The following is an 18,354-nucleotide window of genomic DNA, read 5'->3' as shown; positions in this document are numbered from 1 at the left end:
TCCGCCGCAGCCGAGCAAAGCAGGCTGCCGGCGGATGCGAAAGCGGCATCCGCTTCCCGGCAAGCCGGGCCGCGTATGCCGCCTGCGCGCCGCGCCAAACGCCCCCGCAAGTTATCTACTAGTATATCATGAAATAGTAGAGAACACCCGTTTTAGACGAACGGCGCTATTTTCCACTTCGGCCGGATATCTTCCTTTTCGTTCCAAGAGCGCATCTGCAGCATCATCCGTCGCAAGGGAAGCAGATACGGCTCCAGCGCGGCGTAGCCGGACAGCTTCTCCAGATCATGCCAAAGCGACGGCACAAAGGAACGGATGTGCGGCTTGTCGCTGCGGTAATACGCCTTGACGATCTCGTAGTCCGCGAGCGGTCTCCGGTTCAGCAGCGGATAGTTTTCCGCCGCCAGCTTGGCAAGCGCCAGCACGCCCTTGGCCACCGACGGCGACACCATCCAGCTGGGCAGCACCCGGTATTCGAAGCCGCCATGCCGCTGCCGTCTGAAATCGCCGAGAAAGCCGTACTGCGGCTTGCGGGCAGCCGTCGTCGCATCCTCCAGCAGCGTCAGAGGCAGCGCGACATAATTATCCAGCACGCGCAGCAGCTGCGCATCCAGCTCAACGCCGCTGAAGTGAATATGTCCCCCCAGCGGGAAACCGCGCACAGGCATGCCGCCCGCCACCCAGGCGAGCTCCGTGTCGGTGATGCGCTTAGCTGCGAGCTGCATCGTGCGGTGCAGATGCACGATCAGCTTGCGCACATCGGTGCTCGGCGCCGGACGCAGTTCTGCCAGCGGGAACACCTTGCGGCGGCTGGGAAGCACGATCGCGTCGCAGCCGAACGGTCCCTCCTTGCCGACGAATTGCGAAGCGAATCTCACCTTGCCCCGATCCGTCACCAGCAGAAACTCAGGATCGGCCCCCAGCATAACCTCACGCACGCCGCCGCGCTCCGATTCCTTGGCCAGACGCTGATCGAAGCGGTTAATAGCCTGAGCGAACAGCTCGGCCAGCCGCGGGCTCAGGACTGGTATCGGCTCCACCCCCTGCACGACGAGCGAGGCGTCCGCTTTCACTCCGACCCGCACCACCCCGTAATCCAGTCCAAGCGCGTAGATGCTCCGCACCGCTATGCGCATCGCACGCGAGGCATAATAACCTGGCTGCTCGAGCCCGACCTCGTTGAAATCCCCGCCCGCAGACTCGCCTGCCCGCTTGCCCGCCGTACCCAGCTTTCCATAAAATACACCGCCGCCCGAACGATGCAGCACCGTAAGCGCCTGCAGATGAAAGACGGGCACGATGTACTCATGCGACCATCTCTCCGTCTTGGCGGCGTCGCTGCCTTCTTCAGCCCCCGTCTCAAGTCCGTGCAGCCGGAGCAGCTCGGCGGAGCGATGCGGCTGCAGAGCGGCCAGGATGCTTTTGACCGGCTGCAGGACAGCCGGTTCTCCTTTGTCGGGATGATACGCTCCCCAATGAATCAACCGCACCTCCTCCTGTCGGCTCTGGGGAAGCTTGGCGCCGTGCGGAGCCGTCAGCCCGGCAAGCAGCGCGTCAAGCCCGGGTTCACCCGAATGTAGCAAAAAAGCGCGCATACCGCTCACTCCTCTGCCGCCGTCTGTCCGGCGGCCCTAGTTGCCGTCTGCGGCCATTCCATATTTGCAGGCCGCAGACGCCGGGTCAAAGCCCAATTTGCGGTCACAGCCGCCCCTAAACAAAAAAGAGGGCTGACGCCCTCTGCCGAAATGAGCTCCGCAGGCATATACTGCATTACAACCCGATAAGACTCAGCCCAGCTCGTCGTCGAGCAGATCCGGGTCGAGATCCTCAAAATCGCCTTCGTCTGTGCCGAAGTCCACATGCTTGTCGTCAAAATCATCGCAGCCGTTAGGGCTTACCACCACGCAAACCTTCGTCTCTGCGATCATTTCCACCTTGAACTCCCGCTCCACACGGATTAGCACGCTTTCTCCGCTGGAGGAGATGCTTGCTTCCACGCAGTTCGGTTCCTGGGTGGCGACAGCGGCTACTTCGGCCGTCGACGGCTTATGTCTTTTGTCCAGATAATGAAGCGGTACGACCTCTACATAAGACACCGTTTCCTTGGCCACATCGGTCTTCGTGTTCCTGTCGTAGGAATACCAGATGTTGATGTCGTAGGTGCCGACCACCTCCACGTTTTCCCCAGCCTTAACCGCGTCGTATTGGTTGTTGATAATCCAAGCACCCAAAATACTGGTCGGAGCATGAGGCGGAGTGACCGTGTTGGTTACCTGGGAAAATTTACGTCCTTTGCCGCAGACAGCCTTCGTATAGATCTCTCTGACTTGCAAGTCTTTATCTAATGACATCCTTCTAACCTCCTCCATACAATCATTCCATACATTTGTATGCAGGACAGTCGTCTAGTGTGATAACTTTTTTTCGCCGGATGCTTCTCCACCCGGAACGGGCGCATCCGCGGGCGCCCTGCCCGGCCTCGCCTCCTAAGCGCGTGCGCCCACTGGCCGCTTCTCTTGTTTGGCCGCAGCCAAATAAACCTTCAGCTCTTCCACCAGCTGAAGCAAAGCTGCGCGGATCTCGAATTCCTCCCGGGTCGCCGGCAGCGCCATTCCTCGAAATTCCTCTTCCAGTCTGGAGAGCTCCTGCTCCGATCTGCCTGTGTAATGTGGAATTTTAACGTCCTCGCTGAGTCCTTCGAATACGCCGGCCAGCAGCTCCGCATGTGGCAGCGTCTGATAAATGCGGGCGACAAGCTGCGTCATCCGGCCGATCCCTTCCAGCTGGCGTTCCCTCATATAAAAATAAACGCTCCAGTCCGCCCGGTCCTGGCTGAGGCTGTTCTCCATGCGCCGCTTCGCCGCGTCTTGCGCCAGACGAAGCAGCTTTTCGCTGTCCAGCAGCTCCTGCCCGCTCCATACATAAGCGTTATCTCTCAGATGCCGGGAAATTTCCCTGAATATCCGGGAAAACTGCTCTTCCAGCTCAGTGCGGTAGTGCAGAAGCTGCTTGTCCTCTCTCGGCATATAGATCACATTGACCAGCGTTGCCATGCCCAGACCGACGACCAGCAGCGCGACCTCGTTTACGAGCAGCTCGAAGCTGACAGTCCGGGCAGCGTACAGATGAAACATCACGACCGAGCTCGTCACGATGCCGTCCTTTAGCCGAAGCCTGCTCAGCAGCGGATACATCAGCATAATATAAAGTCCGATCACCCATACATGAAAGCCGAGCAGCAGAAACAAACCGACGCTCAGCAGCAGGCCGAACACGGAAGCCACAATCCGCTGTACCGAGGTCGCGATGCTTCGCTTCTTCGTCACATCGACGCCCAGCACAGCCAGCAGCCCGGTTGACAGCGGTGACGACAGTCCCAGCGCCTGAGCGGCATAAATAGCGATAATGACGGCAATGGCCGTCTTGATTACGCGGATTCCCATGTTCCCACACACCTTTTGACCAACTGATCGATCCCTAATCTATGTTTCTTATCTTAACCATTCGGATCTGCTCTGACAACCGGCTGCGGCGGGCGCCTTCGCTGCTTGTCCGCTGCCGGTTATTTTAGAAATTCCGCGTGCGGCTCCATCCTTTTGGTGCGTGGGGGAATGGAGGGGCGCTGGGTTCCGCTACAATTATAAAGACATCGAACAATCACCGGAGCTTGTACTTGCTGAGATTTCAAGCAGAGCGGCTCCTCGGAGCCGCCCGTCGCCGTTCCTCCGTCCGCCATCTGTGATTGGCGGCGGCTTTGATTTACCCCGACCTTCATCGCTGCACAAGCTTGCTTTCGAGATATGCGACTCCTTGATACATGATCGTCGCCGCAACCGCGATAACGACAACGCTGCCGATCACCAGCGTAAAGTTAAACACCTGGAACCCGTAGATGATCAGATAGCCGAGCCCCTGCTTCGACACCAGAAATTCGCCTACGATAACCCCAACCCAGGACAGGCCCACATTTACCTTCAATGTAGAGACAATAGTCGGATACGAGGCAGGGAGGATCACCTTCTGAAACACTGTCCGCCGGGCGGCGCCGAAAAGCTGAACAACCTTCAGCAGCTGAGGGTCCACCTCGCGAAAGCTGTTGTACACCACCAGCACCGTGATGATGACGGTGATGGACAAGGTGGTGGCCACGATGGACAGCGCTCCCGGACCGAGCGCTACGATAAACAGCGGCCCCAGCGCAACCTTCGGCAGGCTGTTCAGCACCACGATATACGGGTCGAGCACCCGTGACAGGAAAGGAGAGAACCAGAGCAGCGCAGCGATACATGTTCCGGCCAGCGTACCGAGCAGAAATCCGACAATCGTCTCCCATACGGTAACGGCGGTATGGAGCGGCAACGAGCCGTCCAACGTCTTCTCGTAGATCATGACCGAGATCCGTGCCGGAGAGCTGAACAGCAGACCGTCGATCCACTTCAGCCGAGCCGCCGCCTCCCAGGCAAGCAGGAACAGCGCCAGAATAGCGGCCTGCGTGATGCGCACCTGCCGCGTTTTGCGGCGTTCCTTCTGCATATAGGCTCCGTATACCTGGGCCGACAGCGACTCCATGCGGCTCCGAGCTTCCGGCTTTGATTCATGCGTCGTCATGGCCTTCCTCCTTTCTCTCCATCTGCTCGAACATCTGCCACAAGGAGCGGAACAGCTCGTGAAAGCCTGCCTTCTCCCGGGCCTCGAGCGGGAGGGCGCTGCGGATCGGCTCAGGCACCTCCACCTCGGCGAGCAGCCTTCCCGGGCGGGGCTGCAGCACAATAATCCGGTCGCTCATCGCGATGGCCTCCGAAATATCGTGCGTGACCAGCACGGCCGTCTTGCCCTTCGCCTTCAGCGTGCTCACGATCAGATCCTCCAGCTGCAGCTTGGTCTGGTAATCCAGCGCGGAGAACGGCTCATCCAGCAGCAGGATGCCAGGCTCGGCGGCCAAGGTACGCACCAGCGCGGCGCGCTGGCGCATGCCCCCGGACAGCTGCTGGGGCGTCGCGTGCCGGAAAGCGCCCAGCCCCATCTCCTCCAGCAGCTGCCGCACGGACCGGACGGACTCGTCGTTCTTCCGGTCCAGCAGCTCCAGCCCGAGCATGACATTGTCTTCAATCGTACGCCACGGAAACAAATAATCCTGCTGCAGCATATAGCCTACCTGCGGCGTTGGCTTGGTCACCGGCTCTCCCATCACGCGAACCTCGCCTTGCACGGGAGACAGCAGCCCGCTGATCAGCGACAAAATCGTCGTCTTGCCGCAGCCGCTCGGACCGATGAGGCTCACGAACTCGCCCGTCTTGATCCGCAAATCGATTCCGGCCAGCGCCGGGTAAGCCCCTTTTGTATTGACATACACGTGAGTCACGTCATTAACTTCGATAGCCGCTTCGCGGGCAGCCGTTTCCGTCGCAGCATTCGCAGTCGTCTTCACAGCTATCCCCCCTTGTATGCTGGGCGCAGCGTCCGGGCGGAGGCTGCTTTTTCACTTTTTCGCTCCAAGTCATGGCTTAACGGTCGATTTGGCTTTTTCTGCGAAGCTATTGTCCACCAGCTTGCCGTGCTCCGCCCGCTGCTTCAGTTCGCCGGCCGCTTCCATCACGTCCTGCAGATTATTCCATTCGGCCTCATCGACAATACCGTCCGTTGCAAACGAGCCCTGCTCCTTGTAGCGTTTGACGACGCCGATGACAATCTCTTTGTCCGTATCCGGGAAGAACGACATGATCGCATCTGCGATCTGCTCAGGCGTCGAGGTCTGCACCCATAGCTGCGCCTTTTGAACGGCATTGGCAAATTTCTGAACGGTATCCGGCTGCTTCGTCATATAGCTTTTCTTGGTCATAAACACCGTATAGGGCAGCTTGCCGCTCTCCACGCCAAACGATGCGATAACATGCCCTTTGCCTTGCTTCTCGAACATCGTCGCCTGAGGCTCGAACAGCTGCACGTAATCCCCGGTTCCGGAGGCGAAGGCCGTAGGAATATTGGCGAAGTCCACATTTTGCAGCAGATTCAGATCCTTATGCGGATCAATGCCGTACTTCTTCAAGGTAAACTCGCCGGCCATCTGCGGCATCCCGCCTTTGCGCTGGCCGAGGAAGGTAGACCCCTTCAGCGTATTCCAATCGAACTTACCCTGGAGCGGCTTGCGCGAGACGAGGAAGGTTCCGTCGGTCTGGGTCAGCTGGGCAAAGTTCAATACCGGGTCGTCGCTGCCCTGCTGATGCACATAAATCGAGGTTTCGGAGCCGACCAGCGCCACATCGATGCCGCCCGAGAGCAGCGTAGTCATCGTTTTGTCACCCCCCGCTGTCGTAGTCAGTTCCACATCCAGCCCCTGCTCCTTGAAAAATCCCTGGTTAATCGCTACATATTGAGGCGCATAGAAAATGGATCTCGTCACCTCGCCGATTCTGACCTTCACAGCTCCGTCCTTAGGACCCATACCGCAGCCGGCCAGCAAGGCCATTCCCGCCAGCACGCCGGACACCGCCACAGCCAGCAAGGCTCTCTTGCGGCCGAATCTCTTGCTCATAAGCCAGTCCCTCCCATCGTTGATTTTGCTTTAGAAGTTACTGGCAGTGTATGCATCCGCCCAGCGAAGGGTGCGGAGTGTGTGTCGTATCGTTCGCTGGGCGGGTAAATGAGAGCTTCACGCTGATTCAGTCAACCGGAGGGCGAGGGCACATAGCAGGGAGTTCGTTTCAAAGCCGAGTCCGGTACTTAGCTGGGACCCTACCTTTTAAATTTTATAAATGACAAAAAAACCGCTCAACCAGGAGCGGCATGCTGCTAACCCATTAATGGCATTGCTTCTTCAATCGGTCGATTTTATCGAGCGGGAATCCGGTCACTTTGACTATCACATCGATGAGCAGGTACAAGAACACTACGGAATTCCCCAAAAAACCTTCTCCGTCGGAGAAGGCTCGGTCTTATACCTATGCGCTCCTTACAATTGGTAGATGTCGCTGTACTTGGCCTGCAAATATTCAACCAGATAATCGGGATTCAGCTCTTCGCCGGTCACTTCAAGAATGATTTCGGAAGGGGTGAGGCTTTTCCCGTGACGGTAAATCTTCTCGGCGAGCCATTCCTTCACCGGCAGCAGGTTGCCCTGCTCGACCAGCGCATCCAGTCCGCCAAGCTCCCGGTCCAGCGTCCTTGCGATCTGCGCCGCGTACATGTTGCCTAGCGCATAGGACGGGAAATAGCCGAAGGCGCCGCCCGACCAATGCACATCCTGAAGCACGCCTTCTCCGTTGTTCGCCGGCTCTATGCCCAAATATTCGCGGTACTTCTCGTTCCATACGCGAGGCAGATCGGCCGCCTTCACCGAGCCGTCGAAAAGCGCCTTCTCGATCTCGTATCTGACCATAATATGGAGATTATACGTCAGTTCATCGGCTTCGATCCGGATCAGCGAAGGCTTCACTTCATTGGTAGCCCGGTAAAAGCTCTCGGCGCTCACATCGTCGAACTGCCCCGGATAATTGCGCTGCAGATCCGCATAATACCGGCTCCAGAACGGACGGCTGCGTCCGATCATATTTTCCCAGAAGCGGGACTGCGACTCGTGTATGCCCATGGACGTGCCCGTGCACAGCGGGGTGCCGAGCAGCTCCTGCGAAATATTTTGCTCATACAGCGCATGACCGCCTTCATGGATCGTGCCGAACAAGGCGCTGTTGACATCGTCCGGCAGGTAGCGGGTAGTGATTCGCACATCTCCGGGATTCAGCCCGGTAGCGAACGGATGCACCGTTTCGTCCAGACGGCCCGCGTCGAAGTCGTAGCCCATCTGCTCCAGAATAAACAGGCTGAATCGCTTCTGCTTATCCTGGTCGAATGTCTGCTTCAGGAAGCCGGTCGCCGGCTTGTGCGCGGACGCCTGGATCTTTGCGAGGAGCGGAACTACCTTCTCCCGCAGCGCGCCGAACACTTGATCCAGCTTCTCGACGGTCATGCCCGGCTCATACATATCGAGGAGCGTATTGTATTTATGGCCTTCATAACCCCACAGCTCGATGAACTCGTGATTGAATGCCACGATCTTCTCCAAATATGGCAGGAAAGAATCGAAGTCGGCGTTATGCTTGGCTTCTTCCCAAGCCGTCTCCGCCTGCGTGGTCAGCACCACATACTCCTGATAACGCGCGGGCGGTATTTTTTTGCTGCGGTCATAGTCCTTCTTGCACTCGCTGACGATGCGCTTGTCGATCCGGCTCAGCCCTTCCTGATGCTCAGGCTGAGAGAAATATTCCGTGAACTCGCGCATCTCCTCGGATACCGACAGCTTGAACAGCTCGCCGGACAAATCTCCGACAACCTCGGATCGGGCAGCCATGCCTTTCTTCGGCGCGCCGGTCCGCATATCCCAATAGATGAGGCCGATCGCTTCCTCATAGCTTTTCATTTTTTTCACATACTGCTTAAACTGCTCCCATTTCGCCGCATGCGCTTCAGATCCCATACGCGTACCCCTTCCATTCCTTGGTATTGGTATATGCTTGATCATACTTGGTCTTGAAATGAGAAGCAACTTCCGTCACAATAAGGGCGAAGGAGGGATAACCGCCCATGCAAATCACTTGTACCGAACAGGCCGCAGCGGTCATCGAACAGCATTTTGACGCGAGACAGTCCGGCGTCCTGAGACTTGTTTACGATAACGAAGGCTGCGGCTGCGCCGTGAACGGCGTGCCGACCTTATGGATTGAGAACGCTCCCCAGCCAAACGACCTGGCTATCGTAACGTCCGGGCTCGCACACGCCTTGTGGATCGACAAGAAGCATGAAATTTACTTTGAAGACTTCATGACCTTGGACTATAAAAGCGAAGGCCGCAGCTTCATATTGAAGAGCCGCGGCCAAATTTATAACGCGCATATGAACTTGGTGGACAAGCGCGTCTGATAGTCCCCGGCCGGGACCGGGACGAGAGGTCGGACTAGCCTTCCACGATAACGTCCAGCTTGCCGGTAGCGGGATCTATGACCAGTCCATGAACCGGAATATCCGGAATCAGCGGATGATTGCGGATCAGATTCACGCTGCCGCGCACGCTCTCCCGCACATCGTCAAACCCTCGAAGCCAGCGCTCCAGATTCATGCCCGAGTACTCGATAATATCGATCGTATCCTGCTTGATGCCCCGCTCGATAAACTTCTTCTTCACCCGCTCCGGGTTGACGCTGCTCATCCCGCAATCATGATGGCCGATTACGAACACTTCGCTTGCGCCGAGCTCGTAGATAGCGATGAGAATACTGCGCATGATGCCGCCGAACGGCGTGTTGACGATACCGCCCGCCGACTTGATAATTTTGACATCGCCGTTCTTGATGTTCATGCTGGCCGGCAGCAGCTCGATCAGCCGGGTATCCATGCATGTCAGGATGACATACTTCTTGTCCGGAAATTTAGAAGTCAGATATGGCTCATACTTCCGGCCCTCGACAAATTCCTGGTTAAACGCCAGTATGGTTTTCAATGATTCATTCATAATGCTTTCCTCCGCTCCGCAGCTGTTTATGTAGTGGTATTTTGCTAGCATACTTTCTATAAAATTGTACTTGATCGGCACTCCGTCAAGCAAGAGGCAGCTCATTGCCCCTCCGCCTGCCCGGGACGAGAGGAAGAACGACGTTCGGCCAGCCGCAGCTCCTTCTGCCGCAGCCGCTCCGCGATGACCCCGCTCCGGTCGCGAAGGGTATGCTTGTTCAGCAAAAATAGATCCTCCATCGGACTCGGCCGCTCCCAGTCCGCCCTGCCGCGGCATTGCTCCCGGCAAAGATCCAGCAGCTCGGGGTCGGCGATCGGCAGATTCAGATCCTCGAACGGCTTGTCTCCTGCCTCGAGCTCCCGCAGCCGCTTCTCCAATCTGGCTAGCGTCTCTTCCTGATCGAGTCCGAGGGGAGCCAGCGAGGTACGCGCCAGCCGCTCCACAGCGCCCTGCAGCATCTTGGCCGCTCCGCTCCTCCGCCCTCTGCGCTCATGGTAGGAGGCGACGGCGATCTGGATCAGCACGACATAAGCACCGCCCCTCGGGTCCTCCGGATGCTCCTTCCAGTATTCCTCCAGCACCTCATGGCATTCGAAATAATCTCTATCCGCATGAAAATAAATCAAATATTGCACATATTCGTCCGGATATCGGCTCACTTTATCCCCCCATCCCGTTCATTTTCTCTTACTCAGCCCATCCTCATAAAATATTGTATCAATTTTGAGTAAATGTTGAAACCACCGTCCATCTTATTCGTAGTACCGTTCGTGTGACTATACTCAAATCTTATATTTGGAGGATGCAAACAACATGTGGAAAAAGCTATCTCTCGTCTTGATGGCAGCTACCATCGCCTTCTCGTTCAGCGCTCCGCAGCAAGCTGACGCAGCGAAGAAGTACTCTTCATCCAAGAAAAGCTACAGCCCGAGCAGCGGCTCGACGAATCAGACGCCTAACAGCGGGGTCAATAATTCCAATCCGGCGGCTTCCAAGACGCCTGCCGCCTCTACATCGACTCCTGCGCAAAAGCCCGGATTTTTCAGCGGCGGACTGATGAAAGGTTTGATGATCGGCGGCTTGGCCGGCATGCTGTTCGGAGGTTTGTTCGGCGGTCTGGGCGCGCTAGGCAACATTCTCGGCATGCTCGTGAACGTACTGGCGCTCGTCGTCCTGTTCGTCGTCATCCGCAAAATCTATGTCCACTTCCGCGACCGTAAAAAGTTCGATCAAAACCCGCGCGGAAATGACTACCGCTAGGAGCAGGATGCATGAAGCTTATTGAGCAGGATATTATCAATGCTGTCTGCCTGAACATGGCGGAACGCAAACAGATTCAGCCTAGCCAGGTCGAAGTTGAGCTGATGTGGGACGAGGATCTCGGCTTCTCTGCCGAGGTGGAGGCCGATGGCCGCAGCCAAGTGCTGATCGCAGCAAATTTGCTGGAGGCTATCGAGCGCTTCCTGTACACCCAGCATAACATGCGGGTGTTCCGCGATCAGATTCGCCTGGAGCTGGAAGAGGAAATTGTCGCTTACGTAGCGGTGTAACAACTTATAACGAAGACCGGCCGGCACTGGCGAACGGGCAATCCGTTCCGGTGCCGGTTTTTGCTGTGTGCTCCTTTCCCCAAATCCGGGAATTACAGGGAGGGGTTCCCGCAAAGTACCTGCGTTGGCTTCGAGACCATTTCCAAAGCTTAACGGGCTTTTTCGCCTTTCTAGCATTTACCTTGCAACTTTCGTCTCGTTTCTGTCGTTTAATAGAGTGATAGATTCTGCACTTTGGGACAGAAAGAGGCTGATGCATGTTGAAGCGCAAGACCCTGCTGTCGTTGACCGCCCTCTCCTTGTTATTCTCCGTTGCCGGTACGGCCGCGGCAGCCGATAAGACTACGAAATACCGTGTCTACCAGGATACGACCCTGCTCTATGAAGCGCAAGATTACAAGTCGGCCGAAGCCTATGCGCGGCGATTTGCCGACTCCCATGTCGAAGAGATCGGCTCGCGCAACTGGGTATGGCATAACTACCCCCGCTACAAAGTTTATCAGCACGGCTACAGCAGCTCCTCCTGGGAATACGCTACCTTGGAGCAAGCGATCCGGGAAGCGTCCAATTGGGGCAGCGCCAGCGTTCGCGATTTGCAGTCCGGCGGCTGGGTGTGGAACAATTACCCCGAATATCAGGTATACCAAGGCGAAGGAACTATGCCATCCTGGTCCTTCCGGACGTTAAATGAAGCGATCCTTGAAGCGAAGAAGTGGTCCAACTCCCATATTATCGAACTGGATTCGCATGCCTGGGTGTGGGATAACATAAGCGCCGCCGCCAAAGCTGAGGCGCGCAGCCAAAGTCCCAAGGTATATCAGGTATACCAAGGCACGCATACTTCGGACAGCTGGAAGTTCGGGCTGCTGGAGGACGCCGTGCAGGAATCTCTCCGCTGGGGCAATTCGACCGTCGTCAATACGAATTCCGGCCAAGTTGTATTTTCCAATCTGAAGCCATTCAAAGTATACCAAAACAGTACGTATCTGAACGACTTTCTGAGTTTGGACGACGCGATCGCTTATGCCAAGCAGTTCGCCCACACACGTATCGAAAACGAACAGGCTCCCAAGGTGAATGGGAAAGCGCAAATAATATGGAATAATTATCCTTTTTATCAGGTTTACCAAAGCTCCAATCTGATCGGAGAATTTACGACGATCGGCTCGGCGCTGCAATACGCGAAAGGGTACAGCAACGCATCCATCCGCCTGTACGACGACGGCTCGGCGATCTGGGACAACCTGCGCAAGCTGCAATATTGGGGATGGAACGGAAGCTCCGCCGACGCCACGATCCGCAGCCAAGTAAATACGACGAGGGGACTGGACGTCGTCTCCCCTACCTACTTCACGCTAGCGGATGCGTCAGGCAATCTGACCGATACGTCAAACAAGGACACCGTCTCTTGGCTGAAAAGCCAAGGCATGGCCGTTCATCCGCTCGTCAACAACCAGTTTGACGCAGCCCTTACGACAAAATTTCTCGCTTCCAAGGATGCCCGGGCTAAATTTATCGCAGCCTTGGTCGACAAGTCAGCAGCGCTGGGGGTTCACGGGATCAACGTGGACTTCGAAAGTCTGGCGGCCAGCGACAGGGCCAACTTCACGACGTTTATGCAAGAACTGGTTAACGCCGCTCACGCCAAAAACCTGCTTGTTTCCGTCGATCTGCCCCGCGGCAGCGTAAAGTGGAATGCAAAGACAGCGTTTGACCATGAGAAGCTGGCTACCATTGCGGATTATATCATGACGATGACTTATGACCAGTATTGGAAGGGCAGCACGGAGCCAGGCTCTGTAGCCGGTCTCCAGTGGGTGGAGGAAGGCGTGAAGGAGTTCCTCTCCTACGGTATTCCGCGGGATAAGCTTATTATGGGAATTCCTTTTTATGTACGCGAGTGGAAGGTGGATGGCAGCGGCAATCTCGTCAGCAACCGCGCCGTTCTCATGAAGGATATCCCTAAGCTGATCCAAGACAAAAAAGCGACCCAGACATGGGACCCTGCATTCCAGCAGTATAAGGTGGAATACAAGGAAGGCGGATTCACCTACGTATTCTGGAAAGAGGACGAAGCGACCGTCAAGGCCCGGATCGATATCGCGGCCAAGCATGAGCTTGCTGGCGTCGCCGCCTGGCGCCTCGGGTACGATACGACGGAGCTGTGGAACATGATGCTTCAGCAGAAATGAGAAAACAGCAAGGCACGTCGTCAAGCCCGGCCGGACTGCTCACAGTCCAGCCGGGCTTTCTCACGTTCTCTCAAGGTTCAGGCGGATCTCAGGGGACACCCGGTTCAATGCTGCCTGTATTGCTCGGGAGACATCCCCGTAAATTTCTGGAAGGTCCGGAACAGCTGACTCGGACTTGAGAAGCCGACCTCAAGGCTGATTTCGGTAACCGTTAGCCGGGTGGAACGCAGCAGCCGCCTGGCCTCCTCTATCCGAATCCCCAGCAAGTATTGATAAGGAGCATGCCCGGTCTGTGCCTTGAAGGAACGGATAAAATGAAACCGGCTCATCCCCGCAAGCGCAGCCAGCTCTTCTACCGAGAGCGTCTTCCTATATGCATCATGCATATACTCCAACACCCGCTCCAAGTAAGGATCGGCGCCGGCCGGCAGCTTGCGGCGAGGAACGGCGGCCGAGACCTTTGAATGATTGCCCTGCAAAATTTCGGCCAAATACGCCATAATCCCCGCTTCCGTTTCCTCGATGAAACCCGGTTCCATCCGGTCCTCCGAACACAAGGCCATCGTCCATTCGCGATAATGCCTCAGAAGCTCTTCGCCGTTCACCTCCTGCTTCATCGCCGGTTCCCAGGGCCTGTCCAGTTCCCAAAGCTCCCCGATATCCCGCTTCACTTGCAGCACGATCACGCCTTCGCCATCCCCGATGTGGAACGAATGACGGTCACTTGGAAATTGGATCAGCGCTTCTCCGCTCTTTAGAGCATGCTGCCGATTCTCCAGCTGGAAGGCGCATGTGCCGTACACAGGCACCGTAATCTGGTAATGATCGTCGTGACAATGTGTCTCATTGGCAAAGCTATGCTCAATTTTCCATAGCTCCAGCCGTGGAGTAGACATATGAATGTGCATCGTTGTTCACCCGACACCAGTATAGCAAATAATGCTCGAAAGGACAGCATCATTCGCGGCGACAACATCCCTCTCCATGCGCTAAGCTACCAAATAACACTAGAGAGCAAGGAGAGAACGATTATGAAAACCGCAACAAGCTCAGCTGTCGCAGCGGCCCGCACAACTTCCATCTATGCGCTGGCCGGGGTCAGCCTCGCCCATCTGTTGAATGATGCTATGCAGTCCGCCGTCCCCGCCGTCTTTCCCCTCTTGCGGCAATCGCTACATCTGAGCTTCACTCAGATCGGCTGGATCGCCTTTATGCTGAATGTCACCGCCTGCGTGCTGCAGCCCTTTATCGGCAGCTACACGGATAAGCGGCCGATCCCGCTGCTGCTGCCGGCCGGCATGGCCTTTTCCCTGCTCGGCATTGTGGGGATGGCGTATTCGTCGCAATTTGCCGGACTCTTGATCTCCGCCATGCTGCTTGGCATAGGCTCTTCCGTCCTCCACCCGGAGTCTTCCCGCGTAGCGCATCTCGCGGCCGGCAAAGGCAGCGGCATGGCTCAGTCCGTATTCCAAGTCGGAGGCAATACCGGTCAGGCGCTTGCGCCGCTGGCCGTCGGCTTTCTCGTTATGCCCTATGGCGCCCGGGGCTTGATGCTGTTCGCACTGGCGGCCATCGCCGGGATCGCTATCCAGTATGCCGTCAGCCGCTGGTACAAGCGGCAGTTGACCGCGCCGCGCGCCGCAAAAATAAATAGAGCCGCGGTTGCGCAGCCCCGCGGCTTCGTAGCTATGGCGATCACGCTGCTGATCGTGCTGCTGTTTTCCAAGTTCGTCTATATCGCCAGCATGACCGGCTATTACGCCTTTTATTACATGGATCGCTTCCAGCGTCCATTCGAGGATGCGCAGATTCCGCTGTTCGTGCTGCAATTCGCGGGGATGCTTGGCACGCTGCTCGGAGGGCCGCTGGCCGACAAATTCGGCCGCAAGCGAATCATCTGGTTTTCCATTGCGGGTACGGCTCCGTTCTCCCTGCTGCTGCCTTATGCCGGCCCCAACTGGTCCGTCGTTCTCGCAGGAATGATCGGCGCGATCCTGATGTCCGGCTTCTCCGTCATCATCGTGTATGCCCAGGAGCTGCTGCCCGGTAAAATCGGCACCGTTTCCGGCCTGTTCTTCGGGCTTGCGTTCGGTTTGGCCGGACTTGGCTCCGTTACGATGGGCTGGCTGATGGATCTGACCAGCATTTCCTTCGTTATCAAGCTGTGCGCCTATTTGCCGCTGCTTGGGCTGCTTGCGCTGCTGCTGCCTTCCGATGCTAAGCTTGCCGGTAACGCTCGCGAATCACATTGAGATGATGCGTCTCATGTCCGGCAATGATGCAGGCGAGCGCCCGTACGGACAGCACGCTGCCGTTCGCTATCCCCTTGCGTGCGAGCTTCTCGCCGTCAAGCGTGCGCAGCAGCGTCAGCGTCGAGGCGCGGGCGGCCCGGTAGTCGTCCAGCAGCAAAGCCAACGGCACCCGGTCGAAGTCAGCCGCCTGCACGAACGGATCTTGATCATAGCCCGCCAGCGTAGACGTATCGCCACGTGAGATGCGCAGCAGCCGGTACGACATGATGCGTTCATTATCGGCGAGATGGCCGAGAATTTCCTTCAAGCTCCATTTTCCCGGGGCATAGCGGTACTCGGCCTGCTCGTCGGATAGCTGCGCGTAGATGTCCAGCGTCTGCTGCTCCTGCTGTTTTAGAATGTCAAGCAGGTCGCCTGCAGGGACCAGCTTGACATATATTTCATAATATTCCGAATATTCACCTTGCTCAGGACGTTTATGCATTTGTTTTCTTCCTCTCTCTTACTTTATTTTTTGCTGCTGTCTAAATTGGATAGGAGTCGTTCCAAATACTTTCTTGAATGTTGTGAAGAAGTGGCTTTTCGTTTGGAAACCGGCCTGTTCGGCAACTTCCGCTACAGTTAAATCGGTGTTTAAAAGAAGCTCCTTTACCCGGTCCAGTCGCTGATTTGTAATAAAGTCCGATATCGGGCAATCCATCCATTCCCTGAACACGGCCCGAAGATAGCTGACTGAGACGGAGGTATGATCGGCAATGGAATCCACACTGAGTATGGGATTATGTAAATTTTTTCGAATATAATGAACGGCTTCTGTAACAATTTCTTCTTTTCGGTTATTCGTTGACCGCTGCTTTAAATCGTCAACAATTTGATGCAGAAACGTTTCAATCCAATGGAACGCTTCATGTAAATAATGGAATTGATTTAGCGTATGCTCAATTCCTTCCATCCCTTTTACCGTGTTTAGCTTATTAAAGCTTTTCATCAGCTCATATATTAAATGTACAAGCTGCATTTTGCATTCCGAATAAGTCATTCCCTTCATATCCCCGGCCAGCTGGTCCAAATATCCTTTAACAGCCAGCAAGTTACCGATACGCACGGAAGCTACGAGCTCTTTGATCACATCTTCATCCAGATAATTTAGCCTATTCTCAAACTGCTTTAAATCACTCTCCGAATATACGCAGTCATGGCCATCAATAAAATTAAGCATGGATGCTTCCACTACCAGTTCATAGCTCTGGAGCAGCGCTTCATCCGAAGCCTTAGGATCGCTGACCGCGGCCACCACTCCGATATGCAGCCATTGGTCAATGTTTGATTTGATCTCTTGGAGCATAGCGTCGATTTTTTCTTCCTTCGTGTCAGGAAATATGAGCACGATGTGATCGATTCCAATATCGACCGCCTCTCCGGTTAAGCTATATTGTCTCATGACCTCATTAGCTATATTACTCATCGCGTATTTCATTAGCTTTCTTGAAGGAAAATCATACTTGTCACAGAATGCAGCATAAAATCGGATCCTTAAAACCGCCAGCCGGATCGAAACCGCGGCAAGCACCGGTATTTCTTGAAGCCACTCTTTTCTATAACCTTCCGAAAGCGGGCCGTTTAGTATCCATTGACGCAGCCGCTCCTCTTTGATTAATGATTTGCTGTCCTTGATAGAACGATTCATCTGCTCCACTTTGTTAATAAGCGATTCGATACCGGTAGTGATGCTCACGGTGGTTTCCACGGTGTTGGAAGGGACATAGGGCTGACCGATACGCGCTTGAATAGCCTGCAGCATAGTGCCTATAGGGCGTATATTGGTTCTGGAATACCAGTAAAGCAACGCCCAGATAATCAGAACAAGCAGACTGAAGCAAAGCAAAATCGTCCATCTGGTGATGGAAACACTTTGATTTAACGTTTCAAGCGAGGTTAGATGAAAGATCTTCCAACCCGAAATACTTAGCGTCTGATAACGTAATGACCACTCCTTGCCATCAACCGAAAAGTGAGTTTTTCCTAAGTTTCCGTCCAAACGGAATGTTCTTACCTGCTTGAGCATTTCATCCGAAATATTTCCCAGCATCAACTCCCCTTCCTCGTTCAGTATGAACACATCATTCGCGATTTGCTTATTCATTTGCAGAATGTACTGCTGGAGCTTTTCCTTATCAAGCAGCACCGCCAATTTACTGTTGTTCTCCCCTCTATCAATTACATCTCGCACAACCAATAACAAATAGCTTTTGCCCTGAACCTCGTAATTTTGCAGGTTTAGGTTGTGACTCTTTTCCGAGCGGACTTGTTCAAGAATCTCCTTGTTTTCCTCGTCAGTTAAATGAGTAAAGCCCTTATCCGAAGCGTAAATACGGTTAATGCCAGGATTAATCACGTATACGGACTGAATAAACGGCTCAATGCCCAAGTAATCCGTCAAACTTAATTCCATCGGCTTAAAAACCCAATAGTCGACTTCCGAAGAGGTCATCCAGTTGTTCACGTTCTGATCCCGAAAAATACGGACGGAATATAATTTAAGCTTCCGCAGCGTGTAATCGGTATTGTCCTTTACTTGCGCAATTCGTTGCAGAGTAAGGCGATCAATCTCAGTTACCGCATTGTTGGTCAATTGCCTAGTTAAAATATAAGAAAATATATAAATGGTCACAGTGAATGCCAAGGCCATATATAAAAACATGCGTAAATGCAATTGCTGCGGCAGCAGATGACGAAACATGGTCACCCCTCCTTGTCATCGATGAATCTCGTTAAAGCCGCTACATAGAAACCTGTCTTCTTATTCCAAGGGTATTCCTCCATATGCCTATCGTCAAGCTTGTTTTGACCGGGAATAG

At 54.9% G+C, this 18,354-nt stretch carries 17 protein-coding genes; 5 read left to right on the top strand and 12 right to left on the bottom strand.

Translation table 11 applies throughout. The annotated features are described in order from the left end of the window. Positions 1-152: 152 nt before the first annotated feature. From BLR08_RS05285 to BLR08_RS05255, 7 genes are all read right to left on the bottom strand, one after another. Complete coding sequence (locus BLR08_RS05285) at positions 153-1,595, bottom strand: putative amidoligase domain-containing protein (protein ID WP_072327544.1); 1,443 nt, start codon at positions 1,593-1,595, stop codon at positions 153-155. A gap of 192 nt (positions 1,596-1,787) precedes the next feature. After that, positions 1,788-2,351: an outer spore coat protein CotE gene (locus BLR08_RS05280; RefSeq protein WP_072327545.1), complete on the bottom strand. Its 564-nt coding sequence runs from the start codon at positions 2,349-2,351 to the stop codon at positions 1,788-1,790. Positions 2,352-2,486: 135 nt separating this feature from the next. Next, entirely contained in the window at positions 2,487-3,443 is a 957-nt protein-coding gene (locus tag BLR08_RS05275; RefSeq protein WP_072327546.1) for an aromatic acid exporter family protein, read from the bottom strand. A gap of 328 nt (positions 3,444-3,771) precedes the next feature. After that, complete coding sequence (locus tag BLR08_RS05270; protein WP_072327547.1) at positions 3,772-4,608, bottom strand: ABC transporter permease; 837 nt, start codon at positions 4,606-4,608, stop codon at positions 3,772-3,774. Then, the gene (locus BLR08_RS05265) at positions 4,595-5,428 is read right to left on the bottom strand and encodes an ABC transporter ATP-binding protein (protein ID WP_072327548.1); all 834 of its coding nucleotides are present in this window, start codon (positions 5,426-5,428) and stop codon (positions 4,595-4,597) included. Before BLR08_RS05265 ends, BLR08_RS05270 begins: the two co-directional genes overlap by 14 nt. A gap of 69 nt (positions 5,429-5,497) precedes the next feature. Continuing rightward, positions 5,498-6,532 (bottom strand): ABC transporter substrate-binding protein, encoded by a 1,035-nt coding sequence (locus tag BLR08_RS05260; protein WP_072327549.1) that lies wholly within the window; start codon positions 6,530-6,532, stop codon positions 5,498-5,500. A 417-nt stretch (positions 6,533-6,949) separates the two neighbouring features. Next, entirely contained in the window at positions 6,950-8,470 is a 1,521-nt protein-coding gene (locus BLR08_RS05255) for a carboxypeptidase M32 (protein WP_072327550.1), read from the bottom strand. A 107-nt stretch (positions 8,471-8,577) separates the two neighbouring features. Here BLR08_RS05255 and BLR08_RS05250 point away from each other — a divergent pair, with 107 nt between their 5' ends. Next, positions 8,578-8,913: an iron-sulfur cluster biosynthesis family protein gene (locus tag BLR08_RS05250; protein ID WP_072327551.1), complete on the top strand. Its 336-nt coding sequence runs from the start codon at positions 8,578-8,580 to the stop codon at positions 8,911-8,913. Between the two features lie 34 nt (positions 8,914-8,947). Here the strand turns inward: BLR08_RS05250 and BLR08_RS05245 are convergent, their stop codons facing one another. Both BLR08_RS05245 and BLR08_RS05240 read right to left on the bottom strand, forming a co-directional pair. Further along, positions 8,948-9,502, bottom strand: coding sequence for a beta-class carbonic anhydrase (locus BLR08_RS05245; protein WP_072327792.1), 555 nt, complete (start codon positions 9,500-9,502; stop codon positions 8,948-8,950). A gap of 101 nt (positions 9,503-9,603) precedes the next feature. After that, positions 9,604-10,161: a DUF309 domain-containing protein gene (locus tag BLR08_RS05240; protein ID WP_072327552.1), complete on the bottom strand. Its 558-nt coding sequence runs from the start codon at positions 10,159-10,161 to the stop codon at positions 9,604-9,606. A gap of 154 nt (positions 10,162-10,315) precedes the next feature. On the opposite strand from BLR08_RS05240, the gene BLR08_RS05235 reads away from it, so the two are divergent. From BLR08_RS05235 to BLR08_RS05225, 3 genes are all read left to right on the top strand, one after another. After that, the gene (locus tag BLR08_RS05235) at positions 10,316-10,762 is read left to right on the top strand and encodes a hypothetical protein (RefSeq protein ID WP_072327553.1); all 447 of its coding nucleotides are present in this window, start codon (positions 10,316-10,318) and stop codon (positions 10,760-10,762) included. A gap of 11 nt (positions 10,763-10,773) precedes the next feature. Further along, positions 10,774-11,052, top strand: coding sequence for a YxcD family protein (locus BLR08_RS05230; protein WP_072327554.1), 279 nt, complete (start codon positions 10,774-10,776; stop codon positions 11,050-11,052). Between the two features lie 257 nt (positions 11,053-11,309). Then, on the top strand, positions 11,310-13,244 hold the full coding sequence (locus BLR08_RS05225; protein WP_176835419.1) for a glycosyl hydrolase family 18 protein: 1,935 nt from the start codon (positions 11,310-11,312) through the stop codon (positions 13,242-13,244). A 104-nt stretch (positions 13,245-13,348) separates the two neighbouring features. On the opposite strand, the gene BLR08_RS05220 is transcribed toward BLR08_RS05225, so the two are convergent. After that, positions 13,349-14,152, bottom strand: coding sequence for an AraC family transcriptional regulator (locus BLR08_RS05220; RefSeq protein ID WP_072327555.1), 804 nt, complete (start codon positions 14,150-14,152; stop codon positions 13,349-13,351). A 123-nt stretch (positions 14,153-14,275) separates the two neighbouring features. Here BLR08_RS05220 and BLR08_RS05215 point away from each other — a divergent pair, with 123 nt between their 5' ends. Next, the gene (locus BLR08_RS05215) at positions 14,276-15,496 is read left to right on the top strand and encodes an MFS transporter (protein ID WP_072327556.1); all 1,221 of its coding nucleotides are present in this window, start codon (positions 14,276-14,278) and stop codon (positions 15,494-15,496) included. On the opposite strand, the gene BLR08_RS05210 is transcribed toward BLR08_RS05215, so the two are convergent. Then, positions 15,462-15,980, bottom strand: coding sequence for a DinB family protein (locus BLR08_RS05210; protein ID WP_072327557.1), 519 nt, complete (start codon positions 15,978-15,980; stop codon positions 15,462-15,464). The genes BLR08_RS05215 and BLR08_RS05210 overlap by 35 nt on opposite strands. An 18-nt stretch (positions 15,981-15,998) precedes the next feature. Then, positions 15,999-18,236, bottom strand: a complete 2,238-nt coding sequence (locus BLR08_RS05205; protein WP_072327558.1) for an AraC family transcriptional regulator — start codon at positions 18,234-18,236, stop codon at positions 15,999-16,001. Positions 18,237-18,354: the final 118 nt, after the last annotated feature.

This window comes from Paenibacillus sp. cl123 (genome assembly GCF_900101595.1).
GTDB lineage: Bacteria > Bacillota > Bacilli > Paenibacillales > NBRC-103111 > Paenibacillus_G.
Note: the sequence above shows the minus strand (reverse complement) of the source record. Positions and strands in the feature narration are given on the sequence as shown.